Source organism: Methylomonas montana, from assembly GCF_030490285.1.
GTDB classification, from domain to species: Bacteria; Pseudomonadota; Gammaproteobacteria; order Methylococcales; family Methylomonadaceae; genus Methylomonas; species Methylomonas montana.
On record NZ_CP129884.1, the window covers coordinates 2,685,782 to 2,701,555 of the forward strand.

Here is a 15,774-nt window from a genome sequence, read left to right on the forward strand (position 1 = left end):
CTAACCGATTTGTGAAATTCTGAGTAACTTGCTTAAGTCATTTCTGACTTTATAAGGATCGTAGCCTGGCTGGTATTTCATCATCAGATTCCCCAATGGATCCATGATGAACAGCATGCCTTCCGGCAGTGGCTGTGGGCCAAGCTTGTTTAATTTTTCTTGCAACGAACTTGCCGGCAAGGCTTTCAATAATCGGCCGTCGTCTCGCCATTCGGCCGGCAATTGTAGGGCTTGATCGAATACTATGGCCAGGCGCCGGATCCGGGCAATATCCTTACCCATCATCAGCGTCAGTTGATTGGTTTTATACAAGGCATCCCGGCAGATCTCCGAACATTCCTTCGATACCGAATTGACCAGCACCCAATGGCCTTTCAATTCCTGCATGTTCTGCGCGGAGAAGGCATCGTAGCCGGAAAACTCGTTGGCTTCGGTGACTTGCGGCGGCATAATCAGCTCGCCGTTATTGGTGCCCAGCCTAACTATGTCCGGATTTTCCGCCAAATACCAGGCAATGCCAAACGGCACGATAGACATGGCAAACACCACCAAAATGGTGATGCGATTTTTCTTATATTGTTTTTCCACGGTGTTGTTTTCGACTACTGTTCCAAATAAACAGGGCTGTGAGGGTCAGCGCCAATCCGAACCATTGTACTGCATAGGCCCGATGTTTTTCAGGCGGGATTGCGACGGCAATCTTCCATTGGCGTTGGTAACCCTCAGCCTGCGCGGGATCCAGCTCGATTTGAAAATCGGCTAACGTATAACCCAACTTGGCCGCCAGCAGTTTGCTATCGACGACTTGCACCCGCACCGGCCAGGTCTCGCCGGGGATTTCCGCACCCTTCAAACGGATGCCCGGCTCCGGAAAATGATTGATCCGACCGAGAACTTGTTGAATCGGCGCGTTTATAGTTATGTCTGGCAATGCTTCGCGCGAGGTGCCCAAAGCAACCCAACCCCGGTTGACCAATACCGCCGGCTGACCGCTGTCGGGCAAGAACGGCGTTAACACCAGATAACCCGGCTTGCCGTCCAAGATCTGATTGTCTATCAAAACCTGATGTACACCGTCGTAATGGCCGTTCAACAGCGCCGGCCGATAACGCAATAACTCTTTGTCGATCTCGGTTTGCTGGTTCAAATCCAAGGCTTCAGCGGTCGCCGCGGCTTGCTGCCTCTCCAGTAAGGCCCTTTTCTGATCGCCCCGGCCTAGTTGCCAGAGACCCAAGCTACACAATAAGGCCAATAACAGCAGATAAGCGGCGAACGCTAACAGCGAACAACGAAACTCGAGCCCCCAAATGTTAAATTTAATCATTAAGTCATTACTCCTGGTATGGGACACGCACTATTGGCAAGCGCAACCGAATCGTTGAGAATGCAGGTTTTATCTATCGACACCGTCATGGTCATCAAAATACTCACTATCGTCGCATTTCTAGCCATCGTCATCAGCCTGGGTTCCGCGTTGTTTCATATTGTCAAACACAAGGAAGATGCCGATTCTCAAAAGACCGCCCGGGCCTTGACCGTCAGGATCGGTCTTTCCTTGGCTTTATTTATCTTGCTATTCCTGGCTTATGCGACCGGCCTGATTGAGCCGCACGGTATCGGCGCCCGCATGCATGCCAACCAAAATCCGCCGGCGGCTAGTCCGTCGCCTTAGCAATCGACAAAAAAAAAGCGCGATCCGCAGACCGCGCTTTTGATTTTATCGCTAGCTGGTTTTACAGCAGGTAAACGAACACGAACAGACCCAACCAGACCACGTCGACGAAATGCCAATACCAGGCAGCCGCTTCAAACGCGAAATGGTTTTCCGGAGTGAAATGGCCTTTCCAGCTTCTGAACAACACCACGGAAAGAATAATTGCACCGACGCAAACGTGGAAACCGTGAAAACCGGTCAGCATGAAGAAGGTTGAACCGTAAATGCCTGAACCCAGTGTCAGACCCATTTCATGGTAGGCTTCGTAATACTCGGTCGCTTGGAAAGCCACGAACAAAAAGCCCAGACCGACGGTTGCCAGCAAACCTTTGATCAATTGGTCGCGATTTTTCGCCAACAAGCCATGATGCGCCCAAGTGCAAGTCACGCCGCTAGACAACAGTAACAAGGTGTTGATGAAAGGCAGACCAAATGCGCCCATCGGTTCAAAATCACCGCCCACTTTGCCGGGACCGTTGGTAGGCCAAATCGCTTGAAACGCCGGCCATAATACATCGTGCGTGGAACGACCCGGACCACTGGACATGCCACCTTCACCCAGATGCGGAATCGAGATATTACGCGCATACCAAAGCGCGCCGAAGAATACCGCGAAGAACATGACTTCGGAAAAAATGAACCACATCATGCCCATGCGATAGGAAATGCCGACGCCATGGCTATACATACCGGATTCGCTTTCCGTGGATTGCAACGCAAACCAGGCGCCCAACATCAGGATAAAAGCGATAAAACCGGTCAGCATCATGCCGGAACCGATCGGAGAACCATTCAAATGATTGGCAAAACCCGCCAGCATGAGCATTAAGCCGGCAGTGGCCAGCACCGGCCAGACCGCCTTATGCGGGATGTAATAAGCTGCGTTTGTGGACATGACCTTCCCCTCTGTTAATTTTCAACGATGTTAGTTCTATCAAAAAAAGTGTATGACAATGTAATGGTTTTATAACGTTCGGGCAGTTTCGGATTAACCACAAACCGCACCGGCATGGTCTTTTCTTCCTTGGGCTCGAACGTTTGAGTCGTAAAACAAAAACATTGCGTTTTTTTAAAAAATTCCTCGGCGAGCCCCGGCGCAATGCTCGGTATAGCCTGGGCTTTTATCTTATTGTCGGTATTGTTCTTGGCATAAAAATTAACCGTGTAATACTGACCAGGGTGAACCTTTAAGCTGCGGGTTTCGGCGCGGAAAGTCATCGGCGTCGATTCGTTAAGAGACGTAATAAATTCTACGGTGATTTCTCTTGTCTGATCGACGACAAATTCGGTCGTTTCCGCGGCAGCCCCTTCAATCTTTCTATTCTGACCGGTGAGATCGCACAACACATCGTAAAGCGGTACCAGAGCATAGCCAAAGCCAAACATCAGAATGGCCAACAAAACCAATCTTTTGACCAGTTTGACATTCTTCCGCTGGAGATCCTCGCTCATTGCGATATTGCCTTTAGTACGGCGAACACGTAAATGGTCAGCGCAACTATCACGAGTACCACCGCCGTCAAAATATTTTTTTTCTTTGTATCCATTTCCTCACCCTACACCCCATCAGATTAAATGATGGGGTGGGTTAATGTGATTGTCAGCCAAGCTTTAGAAATGCTCGGTCGGCACAATTTCAGGCGGGGTGGTGAAAGTGTGATAAGGCGCCGGCGATGGCAAGGTCCATTCCAGACCATGTTTTCTGGCATCTTCCCATACCTCGCCAGTCGCTTTACCAACGCCGCCCTTGATGGTATCGATCACGATGTACACGAACAGCAATTGGCTGAAACCGTAGATGAACGCACCGATACTGGACACCATGTTCCAATCAGCAAACTGAATCGCGTAATCGGGGATACGACGCGGCATGCCTGCTAGCCCTAAGAAATGCTGCGGGAAGAACAAAATGTTGACCGAAACCGCCGACAACCAGAAATGCAGTCTGCCGATTTTTTCGTTGTACATATTGCCGGTCCATTTAGGTAACCAGTAATAACCGGCCGCCATCAGGATGAACACCGACGCAGGCACCAAGGTGTAATGGAAGTGAGCCACGATGAAATAAGTGTCGTGATACTGGAAGTCAACCGGCGCAACCGACATCATCAAACCGGTAAAACCACCCATGGTAAACAACACCACGAAGGCAATCGAAAACAGCATCGGTGTTTCGAAAGTCATCGAGCCTTTCCACATAGTGGCAGTCCAGTTGAACACTTTCACGCCGGTCGGAATCGCGATCAGCATGGTGGCGTACATGAAGTACAACTCGCCGGCAATCGGCAAGCCCACGGTAAACATGTGGTGAGCCCAAACGATGAACGACAGGAACGCAATCGCGCCGGTCGCATACACCATGGAGGCATAACCGAACAAAGGCTTACGGGCAAACACAGGAATAATCGTGGAAGCCACGCCGAAAGTCGGCAGAATCATCACGTACACTTCAGGGTGACCGAAAAACCAGAAAATGTGTTGATACAACACCGGATCGCCGCCGCCAGCCGCATCGAAGAAGCTGGTTTCGAAGAAACGGTCGGTCAGCAACATGGTGACCGCACCGGCGAATACCGGCATGATCGCAATCAACAAGAACGCAGTGATCAACCAAGTCCAGACGAACAACGGCATTTTCATCAGCGTCATCGCAGGCGCGCGCATATTGAAAATGGTGGCGATGATGTTGATCGCGCCCATGATGGATGAAACACCCAACAAATGCACCGAGAAAACCGCAAACGGAAAAGCTTTACCGGTTTGCAACACCAACGGCGGATATAAGGTCCAGCCGGAAGCAGGCGCTCCGCCTTCCATGAATAAGGTACTGGCCAGCAATAATACGCCGGCAACCAGCATCCAGAAGCTCATGTTGTTCATCCGCGGCAAAGCCATGTCCGGCGCGCCGATCATCATCGGAATCATCCAGTTGGCCAGGCCGACGAAAGCCGGCATCACCGCGCCGAATACCATCACCAAGGCATGCATGGTGGTCATCGAGTTGAAGAAGTTAGGGTCGACAAATTGCAGACCCGGTTCGAACAACTCGGAACGGATGATAAGCGCCATGGTACCGCCGACGAAGAACATCACCAGCGCAAACAGCAAATACAAGGTACCAATATCTTTATGGTTGGTGGTAATAATCCACCTCAAAAGCCCCTTAGCGGGACCGTGATCGTGGTGATCGTGATGATCATCATGTTCGGCTACGACAGCAGTCATACTCTATACCTCAACAAAAATTAGAAAATGCGTTCAACGAGAGAGCGAATACCTTATTCATCGTCGTCCCATTTAGGTGTGATCTTATTAGGCTGAATTTCATCACCCACGTTATTACCTAATTCCGGCGCATTTCTGATATAGGTAATCAGTTCGGCCAGTTCGTTATCCGGCAGTTTGCGGAACGCCGGCATTTTGCTGGTACCCGCTTGTATGAAACCGATTAACTGATCCATATTGCCGGTGACTTTGGCGCTGTCTCTCAAAGCAGGGAACCAACCGGAAATGCCGTTACCGTCGATTTGATGGCAGGCCACGCAGTTTTTCAGATAAACCGACTCACCTTTTACCATCAATGTCGAACGGGTTTGATCGCTCAAATCAGGCGCTTGATTTTGTTTGTCCAGCGTCGATTTCACCCAAGCATCGTATTGCTCTTGTTCCATCGCAATCACGACGATCGGCATGAAGCCGTGGTCACGACCGCACAACTCGGTACATTGGCCGCGATAGGTGCCAGGTTTGTCGACATAAGTCCAAGCTTCGTTAATGAAACCGGGGTTAGCGTCTTTTTTCCAACCTAAGTCAGGCACCCACCAAGAGTGAATCACGTCGGCTGCGGTAAACAGGAAGCGAATTTTCTTTTTGACCGGTACAACCAGCGGTCTATCGACGTTCAACAAATAATTAGGGACTGAACGCGGATCACTGTCGCTGACCCGGTGAACTTTCTCGCTGGCTTCGTCCAAATGGCTTTCGAAGTGCACACCGTTGTCCAGATATTCGTAATCCCAATACCACTGCTTACCGGTGACCTTGATGCTCATTTCGGACTCTTGCACTTTGTCCAAATCAATCACAGCCTTGGTGGCAGGAATTGCCATACCGACCAAGATCAGTGTGGGAATGATGGTCCAGATGATCTCGACAGTGGTATTTTCATGAAACTGCTCGGCTTGATGTCCTTTCGATTTACGGTGATGATAAATCGAATAGAACATAGTACCGAACACTGCAATACCAATAAACACGCAGATCCATAGAATCAGCATGTGCAAATCGTAAACCTCGTTACTGAGTTGCGTCACGCCCTTCATTAGGTTGAGTGTGTAGTCCGCATGCGCTGTTCCCAGGCCAAAAGCCATCAAGATCAGACACGCGAGCAGTTGCTTTGTTTTCTTCACGGAGCAGCCTCCCCATTAGTAGTTATAAACTTGTATGCGTTATATCTTCGTAATCTTGCGCACCACATAAAGCAGGCCACAATTCCTTTTACTGATAATTATCATAAATTAACTGGGCAATTTTAACCCATGACTCACCCACAAACCAGAAGAGGTTTTCCCATTTACACAAAATAGACATAAAAAAGGCTTGAGAGCATCGCTGCTCACAAGCCTTTTGCCGTCTAGTAGAGACAGTTTTAAGCTGTCATTACTTCAAAGCATCCGAATATGCCATGTCGAATTTCGGAATGTGATTATCCAACCAACCTTTCACCAATTGTCCGACTTCCTCGGTCACTTCCGCTTGACCGGCGTGAAATTTTTTCTGCAAATCCGCGCAAATTCCAATCAACGCTTCATGCTCGGCTTTGTGACGATCATAACCGCCAAAGCCTTTTGCCACCATTTCTCTTTCTTCGTGTGCAAAATGATCGACTACATATGCGATCAACGCATCCAGAGATGCGCCGATTGTGGCACGCGGAGCACCGCCGGTTGCCTCGTCATACAGCTTATTCAGCAAATCGAACAAAACCTGATGCTCTTGGTCGGCAAAACCGACATTGGTTCCAAACTGAGCTGCAGTCCAAGTAATTAAAGCCATAAAACGTCTCCTGGTTATTTTTGTGATGGAGCCGTCATTGTCGTCATCCGCAAATTACGCATCTTGATGTAGATCAAAATTTTGCCAGTTTGGCAAATCCAATTTAGCTGCCAAATAGTCGAAATCGGCGACAAGCAAGTTTGGCAACACGCCCAATAGCGGCGCATCAAGGGTTTGGTGCAAGAATGCCACGTTGCCATCAAAGCCGGGCATGGTCTTATCGATTTGCACCGCCACCCAACCAGCGCAGCGCAAGCCGGCCTGCTGAATGGCCCGCAATGTCAAACGCGCGTGATTGAGACAACCCAGCCTGATGCCAACCACCATAATTACCGGTAACCCCATCGCTAACGCCAGACCGGCATTATCCAAGGACGCGCTCAAAGGCGAATACCAGCCGCCCGCCCCTTCCACCAACAACACATCGGCCTGTTTTCGCAATTGAACGGATGCATCCAGAATAGCTTCCAGGTTAAATTCGACATCGCCACAAGCCAGATGCGGCGAAACCGCTGCTTCGAAAGCATAAGGATTGATCAACTCATAGCGCGTAGGCAGAGACGCATATTGCTGCATCAACAACGCATCGGGATTTTTTAGTACGCCTTCCCGCCATTCGCAACCAGCGGCAACCGGTTTCATGCCTGCCACCGTTAATCCTTCCTGCTGAAACCGACGCATCAAGGCAATAGTGGTCCAGGTTTTACCGACATCGGTATCGGTACCGGTAATAAAAATTCCGACAGTCATTCCCGTGCCCGCACGAAAATGATCTCGTAACTAGCCGTTATTTCCTGGCCGACCATGCTGACTTCGTAATGTCGAATCATCTGCTGCAACTGGCCTCGAGTTGTCGGCCGTCGATTCCTAGCTTGACTGACGTTATGCGCGCCGATGCCTTTCAACTCATGCATCAAGGCCAATACCGACGGATACCGGGATTGATAGAGCACGGACTCGACATCGACCGTCGTCAATCCGGCTGTGTGCAGAAAATCTTGAATCTGCTCTGAGCTGTAGAAATCGTTGACGTGCACAAATCCGTCGACCGTTGCCCAGGCGGCTTTCAACTCCCGCAAGGTCGCCGGACCGAAGGTTGAGAACGCTAGCTGTCCGCCGGACATCAATATTCGCCTGGCGTCGGCAAACACGGCGGCTAAATCCTGACACCATTGCAAAGCCAAATTGGAATAAATCTGTCGAACTGTATCCGCCGCAAACGGCAACTTTTCCGCGTCGGCGCAGAGATAATCGGCCGGCACGTTCCGATTGTTTCGGCGGGCGGCCTGCAACATCGGCAAGGCGATATCCAAAGCCAGCAGAGTTTGATTGACATTAGCCGCACCCAATTGCCTTGTTAAAAAACCAGTTCCACAGCCCATATCCAACACGGGACCGGCGGCTGGCTGCAACGGAAATTTTTCCAACAACGCCATTCCCACTTGGCGCTGCAGCGCAGCCAAGGAATCGTAACTGACGGCGGCGGCGGCGAATGAACGCCTGATTTTGGTTTTATCCAGAACGGCGGGCAAACTCATAGTGCCGCCGCAATGATGTTGCATAGTTGCTGGGAATGCGACAGAAACGGCACGTGCCCGGCATTTTTCAAGATATGTAGTTCAACTCGCGGATTCAGTGCCTGCAAAGCAAACCCGGCTTGCACCGGAATCAAGGTGTCTTTATCGCCCAGCATCGCCGTAATCGGACAATCCAAACTCGCCAGCGCCTTACGCAAATCGCTATGTTTTAGGATATCCAACCCGCCCTGTAACGCATCGATAGCAGGTGCATCGCACTCCCGCACCGCCAGTCGCAAGGTCTGCAACAACAGCTTGTTATCCGCCAAACCTTGTACCTGCAAGCCCAAAAAGCGTTGCAAGGTCAGCCGCGCATCTCCGCTCAATTGCGCCGCAAAACCGTCCAAGACATCGGCTTTCAATCCAGGCCAATCGGCGCTGTTTATGAATTTAGGGTTGCCTGCCAGCAGCAGTAAAGACTTTACGCGTTCGGGAAATCGCGCCGCCATGTCCACCGCCAGCGTCGCGCCAAGCGACCAGCCCAGCAGATTAAAACGATTGACCGGAATAGCATCGAGCAATGCGGTGCCGATGGCTTCCAGATCGAAGGATTCGAGGCTGACGCTGCGCCCATGGCCGGGCAAATCCAGGCAAATCACCTGGCAATGTTCCGCCAACTGTTTGGCAAACTCGCGCCAGATGCCAGTATGCATCGCCCAACCATGGATCATCACCAACGGCTTGCCCCGGCCGTATATTTCATGATGAATGCCACTCATGTTAAAGCCTTACCCAATGCCTCCAGCAAGGCATCGACCTGCTGCTCGCTATGATTGGCTGAAAAGGTAATCCGCAAGCGCGCGCTGCCGGCAGGCACGGTTGGCGGCCTAATCGCGCTCACCCAGAAACCTTGTTCCAGCAAACGTTGGCTAGCAGCCACGGCTTGACCACTGTCGCCGATCAGGATGGGTTGAATCGCGGTCATGGAATCCATCAGCCGTAAGCCTTGTTGCTCGGCTCCGCTTCTGAAACGGGCAATCAACGTCTGTAGCCGATCCCGACGCCAGGACTCGGCTTGTAGCAAGCGCAAACTGGCGCGGGTCGCCTCGGCCACGGCGGCCGGCAGTGCGGTGGTAAACACATAACTCCGAGCTTTTTGAATCAACATCTCAATCAAATCCTCGGAACCGGCTACGAATGCGCCAAAGGTGCCAAAAGCCTTACCCAGGGTGCCGATCAAGATGGGCACATCGTTTTGACTCAGACCAAAATGCTCGACAACGCCGCCGCCGCTGTTACCCAGCACGCCAAAGCCATGGGCGTCGTCGATCAGCAAACCGGCCTGATACGACTCGGCCAGTTCCACCATCGTTGGCAGCGGCGCCAGATCGCCGTCCATACTGAACACGCCATCGCCGACCACTAATGCCTTACCTATAGAAGCAGCCAGTTTAGCTTGCAAATCCTCGACATCGGCATGCCGATAGCGCTGAAAACGCGCGCGCGACAACAAGCCGCCATCCAGTAAGGAGGCATGGTTCAAGCGATCTTCCAGCACCGTATCGTTGCGGCCCAGCAATGCGGAAATCACGCCAAGATTAGCCATATAGCCGGTGGAAAACAGCAAAGCTCTGTCTCGGCCGGTAAACGCCGCCAGTTCCTCTTCCAGAGCATGATGAGCTGCGCTATGGCCGCAGATCAGGTGCGCGGAACCGCTGCCAACACCGTAGCGATTGACACCGGACTTGAACGCTGCCGCAACCTCTGGATGACTAGCTAATCCCAGATAATCGTTGCTGCAAAAATTGATCAGTTCCCGGTCATCGACATTCAGGATTATCCCTTGCGGACCGTCGACAACACGCCGGCGCCGATACAGATTATCCTGTTCCAGTTGCCGCAGTTCGCCGGTAAAATCGTAAAAAGCGTTGGCCATTAGGCGTAACTGGAGCCGCCCATCTTGACACCCAAACGTTCGAACAGTTGCTGATCGTGGTTGGTCATCGGATTATCGGTGGTCAGCAGTTTATCGCCATAGAAGATCGAATTGGCGCCGGCCAAAAAGCACAAGGCCTGCATCTCGTCGCTCATCGCCTTGCGGCCGGCCGACAAACGCACCCGCGATTGCGGCATCAAAATCCTGGCGACGGCGATGGTGCGCACGAAGACGATAGGATCGAGCGCTTCGCTGCCGTGCAGCGGCGTACCTTCAACCTGCACTAGCATATTGATCGGCACGCTTTCCGGATGCTTGGGCATATTGGCCAGTTGCAGCAGCAATTTGGCCCGGTCGGTTGCCGATTCGCCCATGCCGACGATGCCGCCGCAACAAACGTTAATACCGGCATCGCGCACCCGCTCCAGCGTATCCAGGCGGTCTTGATAAGTGCGGGTGGTAATGATTTCCGAGTAATAATCTTCGGAGGTATCCAGATTGTGGTTGTAATAGTCCAGGCCACCGTCTTTTAAGGCTTGGGTCTGCTTGTCGCTGAGCATGCCCAGCGTCACGCAAGTCTCCATGCCCAGCGCCTTCACGCCCTGCACCATTTCCACCACCCGCTCGATGTCTCTGTCCTTCGGACTGCGCCAGGCCGCGCCCATGCAAAACCGCGATGCGCCCTGCTCCTTGGCTTGTTGGGCGGCTTTTAACACCGCATCGACCGGCATCAAGGCCTCCGGATTTAAATCCGAATCGTAACGCGCACTTTGCGGGCAATAACCGCAATCCTCGGAACAGGAACCGGTCTTGATGCTCAACAGACTGCTAACCTGTATCTCGTTAGGATCGAAAAAAACCCGATGTACGCTTTGCGCCTGATAAATCAGATCGTTAAACGGCAGTGCCAGGAGTGCTTCCACCTCATTTAATTGCCAGTCATGACGAATGGTTGCCACTGATTCCAAGGGTTTCTGGCTTGCAGACATTCTGATACTCTCCGATAAATGACGGTAAAAGCGGTGCCGGACACCGACTTATCAACCTATTTTTAAAATTATGGTAAACAACTGGCTGAACATTATACAGAAGAAATTGCTGCCGCCACGTTGTGTGTTGTGCGGAAACCCTGGATACGGCGATCTGGATCTATGCGTGGGCTGCCTGAACGACCTGCCGCGCAATCTGTCCTGTTGCTATCGTTGCGGGGAGCATTTTGAAACTGCGATCGATATTCCGCAGTTATGCGGCCGTTGCCTGAAGCAATCGCCAAGCTTCGACGAGACTTACGCACCGTTTTTATACCAAAGCCAGATGAGCTATTTGATAGCTCAATTGAAATTTGCCAACGATTATAAAAACGCCCGGCTGTTGGCAAGCTTGCTGGCCGCACATATTGCCGATAGTGCGGAGCTTCCGGATTGCCTATTACCGGTACCGCTGCATCCCAAGCGTTATCGGGAACGCGGCTTCAACCAATCGATAGAAATTGCTCGACATTTATCTCGGCAATTGCATATTCCGCTGGATTTGGATAGCTGTATCCGGAGCCGGGATACCGTTCATCAGACCGGGTTGCCGGCCAAGCAGCGCCGGAAAAACATGCGCCAGGCTTTTAAACTGGTCAAGCCCCTGGCATACCGGCATGTGGCGATTATCGACGACGTAATGACGACCGGCGCGACCGCTTCGACCTTGGCTGCCACGCTGAAACAAGGTGGCGTGAATCGAGTGGATGTCTGGGTTTGCGCCAGAGCCTAGAAAAACTAGCCCTTGACCGAGCTTCCGGTCTTAAGCAATAAACTGTTGTTCTGAGAGGTTTTGATTGCGGTCAGCAACGCGTCCCGCCGCGTCGTTAACTGCTGAAAATTTTGGGTCAGCAGATTGATTTCATCCTGCAAGTTCTTTTCTTCGAAAGCCATCGCTTCCAACGCCTCCGCTGTCGACTCCAGCAACAACTCGCCTTGCCCTTGATAAGGCCGGTTGAAGCGGGTTTGAAAGCCATCCCTCAATGCCTTCAACAGTTGCTCGAAACGTTCCTCGGTGAAATCGTCCTGCTGAATGGCTTGCAGAATCTCCTGTTGCGCATCGAATACATCGTGCTGATAAGACTGCCGATACGCCGCACGTAACTGATGAACCAGTTCGGCCAATTTGGTTTCGACCCCCTGGGTCTGTGCCACCAAACGCGCGGCGCTGTCTTCCAAATTGAACAAAGGCTGCTGATAACGCGCCGAATATAACGCCTCTAGCGTGGCAACCAATTCCATCAGCCTGGGCGCGGCATAATTTTCGGATTCCAGCCAGCGATAAAACAAGGGTCGAAAATTTTGCGGGAAGGCGCCGTATTGCTCGACAAAGCCCGCAACGAACTGACCGACAAAGGCCTCGGCTCCCTGTTGATCCAGGCCGTGAGTTTTCATCGCCACCAGCAATTTCCGGGCAAGCTCGGCGGCAGGTGTCGCCGGTACAGCATCCGGCTCGCCCTTGGTTTTTTGCACATCGGCTAGAGGAGCCGCCGCGAAAAGACCATTATCGTCCGCAGTCACTTCCGTTTCGCCGAACAAATTGCGCCAATAATCGGACAAACCGGATTCAGCCTGCTCGGAACCGATATATTTCAACATATTGTCGGCCAGCGCAAACAAACAGCGGCTCGCCGCCGAGTTGGCGACCAATTCGACCACTGGCGTCTGCAAGGTCACCGATCTCGGCACGTTTTCATCGCGCGCCACGTACCCGCCATACTCGACTTTCAGTTGCAGATATTTATCGACGACCGCAGCAAAACGCCGATAGGTTTCGATGGCGCCCGAATAATCGGCCGCCAGATTGACGACCACCTTCAGACTCCCGCCATAACGCTTGGCATTCAGCAATTTCAGCAGCGAGAACGCATCGGTCAGCGAGGTGGGTTCGGAACTGATCACCAAGAAGGCGAACGGCGCGGATTCGATAAACTGCAACACGCTGTCGCCAACACCCGCCGCGGTATCGATCAGAATGTAGTCATACTCTGCTTCCAATTCAGACAAAGCCGCTATCAGCCGCTTCGCCTCCTGTCCGCCGATGTTGGCGCACTCGGCAATGCCGGATGCCCCAGGCACCACCGCGATGCCTTCCCCGGTCTTGATCAACACCTCTCGAATCGATTTTTCGCCGCGCAACACATGCTCGAGCGTGGCTTCGGGCCGCAAGCCGAGCAATATATTGATATTGGCCAGACCGGTATCCGCATCGAATATACAGACTCGCGCACCTCTTTTCACCATCGCCGACGCGACATTGGTGGTAACGCAGGTCTTGCCGACGCCGCCTTTGCCACTCGTAAATACCAAGACGTGCGCTTTACCAGGGCCAGCGGGTTTAGACTGTTCGGAGATTTGAAAGCTTTCCATTGGTTTACCGTAGGCAGTTGTATTGGTATCAAGCGGCGAATGGCTGCAACCGCATCACAAGCGGGATGTCCGACTCGGCCAGGCCATAAAACCGCATGGCCTTCCCGCAACACTCTTCAAGTATAATGCCGAGTTCCTTGTCTTACTGTAAATATCATGACCACGCAGCGTCTTGCCTGGGCTATTACCGGCTCGGGACATTATATCGAAGAATGTCTAGAATTCATGCTGATGCTTGATAATGTAGACCTGTATCTCAGCCAGGCTGGCGAGGAGGTGTTGAAAATGTACGGCATTCACCTTGATGACATCCGTGCCAAGATGCCGATCTACCGCGACAAGGCCGCCTCGGCACCGCCGGTAGGCCTGTTCTACAAAGGTTATTATCATACCTTGGTGATGGCGCCAACTACGTCCAACACCATTGCCAAATGCGTGCTGGGTATCGCCGATTCGCTGGTCACCAATCTGTATTCCCAGGCCGGTAAATGCCGAGTGCCCAGCATCGTCTACCCCTGCGACACCATGCCGGAAATCGAAACCACCGCGCCCGGCAAGAAAAAATTCATGGTTTATCCCCGGCCTGTCGATTTGGACGCCACCGATAAAATCCGCAGCTTCCCATATACACAAGTGGTCGACGATGTCGATCAATTAATCGTCGCGGTCAAAACCCGGCTGGCCAGCTTATGACCGAACGCATCTTGTTCATCACCGGCCGGCTGGCCGAAAAGCAAGTCAAGCAAGTCCTGGAAAAAATGCAACCAGACTTTCAATACAAGGTGCATGTGATGGGCGTCACCGTCGCCGCGTTGATTACCAGCGACATGATTATCCGCCGCTTACCCGATGCGCAAGGCGCCGACCGGGTCATTTTGCCGGGTCGCTGCCGCGGCGATCTGGAGGCCCTAGCCCAACATTTCGGCGTGCCGTTCGAGCGCGGCCCGGAAGAAATCAAGGACTTGCCGCTGCATTTCGGCATGGCCGCCCATCATTACGATCTCAGCCAATACCAGACCAAAATCTTCGCCGAAATCACCGACGCCCCTAACATCAGTGTCGATGAGGTACTGGAGCGCGCTTATTACTACAAGGCCAACGGCGCCGACGTGATCGACATCGGCTGCCTGCCCGGCACGCCGTTTCCGCATCTGGCCGATTGCATCCGCACCTTAAAGCAAGCAGGCTTCACCGTCAGCATCGACTCGTTGGAAGACGCCGACCTGCTGGCCGGCGGCCAGGCCGGCGCCGATTACATGCTCAGTCTGACCGCCAAGAGCCTGTGGATCGCCGACGAAGTAGCCACCACGCCGATCCTGATCCCGGAAACGCATGGCGACTTGAGTACGCTGGACGCGGCCATAGAAATATTGCAGCGAAAAAATCGCGCCTTCATCGTCGACCCCATCCTCGACCCGATTCACTTTGGCTTTACCGAATCCATCGTTCGCAATCACGAATTCCGTCGCCGCTATCCAGATGTGGAAATGATGATGGGCGTCGGCAATCTGACCGAATTGACGCACGCCGACACCTCCGGCATCAATGCGATATTGCTGGGGATTTGCTCTGAGCTGAACATCAATCATATTCTGGCCACCGAAGTCAGCAAACACGCGCGCCGCGCGATCCGCGAGGCCGATAGCGCCCGCCGCATCATGTACACCGCCAAACAGCACAACACCCTGCCCAAGCATATCGCGCCCGACCTGTTAACCGTGCACGACACCGCGCCGTTTTTGAACAGCCGCGAAGAAATCGAAACACTGGCCGCGGAAATTAAAGACCCCAGTTACCGGGTCCAGGTCAGCAGCGACGGCATTCATATCTTCAATCGCGACGGCTTGCACACCGCCCAAGATCCATTCGAGCTTTATCCGAAACTGCACGTGGAAACCGACGGCGGCCACGCTTTTTATCTGGGCGTGGAACTGGCCCGCGCCGAAATTGCCTGGCAATTGGGCAAGCGCTTCACCCAAGACCAGGCTTTAAGCTGGGGCTGCGCCGCGCAAGGCACTGAGCCAACCGTGGATTTGCACACCTTCAAACCGGCCGGCAGCACCTTGAAAAAGCACGAGGATTAATCGATTTCGACGGCACAGACTCCGCCTGTCGCCGTTAAAGCCGAGAAAACCCCAAGTTTTTACAGACTTA

At 52.6% G+C, this 15,774-nt stretch carries 17 protein-coding genes; 4 read left to right on the top strand and 13 right to left on the bottom strand.

The genetic code is table 11. From position 1 onward, the window contains the following. Both QZJ86_RS12450 and QZJ86_RS12455 read right to left on the bottom strand, forming a co-directional pair. A complete protein-coding gene (locus QZJ86_RS12450) occupies window positions 1-588 on the bottom strand; it encodes a hypothetical protein (RefSeq protein WP_301670742.1) in 588 nt (195 codons plus the stop codon). Then, window positions 572-1,324: an SURF1 family protein gene (locus QZJ86_RS12455; RefSeq protein WP_301670743.1), complete on the bottom strand. Its 753-nt coding sequence runs from the start codon at window positions 1,322-1,324 to the stop codon at window positions 572-574. Before QZJ86_RS12455 ends, QZJ86_RS12450 begins: the two co-directional genes overlap by 17 nt. Before the next feature lie 60 nt (window positions 1,325-1,384). Between QZJ86_RS12455 and QZJ86_RS12460 the strand changes: the two genes are divergently transcribed. Next, window positions 1,385-1,672: a twin transmembrane helix small protein gene (locus tag QZJ86_RS12460; protein WP_320415821.1), complete on the top strand. Its 288-nt coding sequence runs from the start codon at window positions 1,385-1,387 to the stop codon at window positions 1,670-1,672. Window positions 1,673-1,733: 61 nt separating this feature from the next. Here QZJ86_RS12460 and QZJ86_RS12465 read toward each other — a convergent pair whose 3' ends face one another. The 10 genes from QZJ86_RS12465 to bioB all read right to left on the bottom strand — a co-directional run bounded on the left by QZJ86_RS12465 (window position 1,734) and on the right by bioB (window position 11,211). Further along, window positions 1,734-2,609 (bottom strand): cytochrome c oxidase subunit 3, encoded by an 876-nt coding sequence (locus QZJ86_RS12465; protein WP_301670744.1) that lies wholly within the window; start codon window positions 2,607-2,609, stop codon window positions 1,734-1,736. Window positions 2,610-2,623: 14 nt separating this feature from the next. Beyond that, window positions 2,624-3,166 carry a cytochrome c oxidase assembly protein gene (locus QZJ86_RS12470; RefSeq protein WP_301670745.1) on the bottom strand — a complete coding sequence of 181 codons (543 nt, stop codon included), beginning with the start codon at window positions 3,164-3,166 and terminating at the stop codon, window positions 2,624-2,626. Window positions 3,167-3,325: 159 nt separating this feature from the next. Beyond that, window positions 3,326-4,939, bottom strand: coding sequence for a cytochrome c oxidase subunit I (ctaD, locus tag QZJ86_RS12475; protein ID WP_301670746.1), 1,614 nt, complete (start codon window positions 4,937-4,939; stop codon window positions 3,326-3,328). Window positions 4,940-4,992: 53 nt separating this feature from the next. Further along, window positions 4,993-6,123, bottom strand: a complete 1,131-nt coding sequence (gene coxB, locus QZJ86_RS12480; protein WP_301670747.1) for a cytochrome c oxidase subunit II — start codon at window positions 6,121-6,123, stop codon at window positions 4,993-4,995. A gap of 250 nt (window positions 6,124-6,373) precedes the next feature. Further along, window positions 6,374-6,769: a bacteriohemerythrin gene (locus tag QZJ86_RS12485; RefSeq protein ID WP_301670748.1), complete on the bottom strand. Its 396-nt coding sequence runs from the start codon at window positions 6,767-6,769 to the stop codon at window positions 6,374-6,376. Between the two features lie 54 nt (window positions 6,770-6,823). Then, a complete protein-coding gene (gene bioD / locus QZJ86_RS12490; protein ID WP_301670749.1) occupies window positions 6,824-7,519 on the bottom strand; it encodes a dethiobiotin synthase in 696 nt (231 codons plus the stop codon). Then, window positions 7,516-8,307, bottom strand: coding sequence for a malonyl-ACP O-methyltransferase BioC (gene bioC, locus QZJ86_RS12495; protein WP_301670750.1), 792 nt, complete (start codon window positions 8,305-8,307; stop codon window positions 7,516-7,518). The genes bioD and bioC overlap by 4 nt, the downstream gene beginning before the upstream one ends. Next, on the bottom strand, window positions 8,304-9,065 hold the full coding sequence (bioH, locus tag QZJ86_RS12500) for a pimeloyl-ACP methyl ester esterase BioH (protein ID WP_301670751.1): 762 nt from the start codon (window positions 9,063-9,065) through the stop codon (window positions 8,304-8,306). The genes bioC and bioH overlap by 4 nt, the downstream gene beginning before the upstream one ends. Then, window positions 9,062-10,222 carry an 8-amino-7-oxononanoate synthase gene (bioF, locus tag QZJ86_RS12505; RefSeq protein ID WP_301670752.1) on the bottom strand — a complete coding sequence of 387 codons (1,161 nt, stop codon included), beginning with the start codon at window positions 10,220-10,222 and terminating at the stop codon, window positions 9,062-9,064. The genes bioH and bioF overlap by 4 nt, the downstream gene beginning before the upstream one ends. Continuing rightward, window positions 10,222-11,211: a biotin synthase BioB gene (gene bioB, locus QZJ86_RS12510; protein WP_301670753.1), complete on the bottom strand. Its 990-nt coding sequence runs from the start codon at window positions 11,209-11,211 to the stop codon at window positions 10,222-10,224. Before bioB ends, bioF begins: the two co-directional genes overlap by 1 nt. A 70-nt stretch (window positions 11,212-11,281) precedes the next feature. Between bioB and QZJ86_RS12515 the strand changes: the two genes are divergently transcribed. Further along, a complete protein-coding gene (locus tag QZJ86_RS12515; protein WP_301670754.1) occupies window positions 11,282-11,983 on the top strand; it encodes a ComF family protein in 702 nt (233 codons plus the stop codon). 5 nt (window positions 11,984-11,988) lie between these two features. Here the strand turns inward: QZJ86_RS12515 and QZJ86_RS12520 are convergent, their stop codons facing one another. Next, on the bottom strand, window positions 11,989-13,620 hold the full coding sequence (locus QZJ86_RS12520) for a MinD/ParA family protein (protein ID WP_301670755.1): 1,632 nt from the start codon (window positions 13,618-13,620) through the stop codon (window positions 11,989-11,991). Between the two features lie 156 nt (window positions 13,621-13,776). Here QZJ86_RS12520 and QZJ86_RS12525 point away from each other — a divergent pair, with 156 nt between their 5' ends. Together QZJ86_RS12525 and QZJ86_RS12530 are read left to right on the top strand one after the other, a co-directional pair. Then, entirely contained in the window at window positions 13,777-14,313 is a 537-nt protein-coding gene (locus tag QZJ86_RS12525; RefSeq protein WP_301670756.1) for a flavoprotein, read from the top strand. Continuing rightward, the gene (locus QZJ86_RS12530; RefSeq protein WP_301670757.1) at window positions 14,310-15,704 is read left to right on the top strand and encodes a DUF6513 domain-containing protein; all 1,395 of its coding nucleotides are present in this window, start codon (window positions 14,310-14,312) and stop codon (window positions 15,702-15,704) included. Before QZJ86_RS12525 ends, QZJ86_RS12530 begins: the two co-directional genes overlap by 4 nt. The last annotated feature ends 70 nt before the right edge of the window (window positions 15,705-15,774 follow it).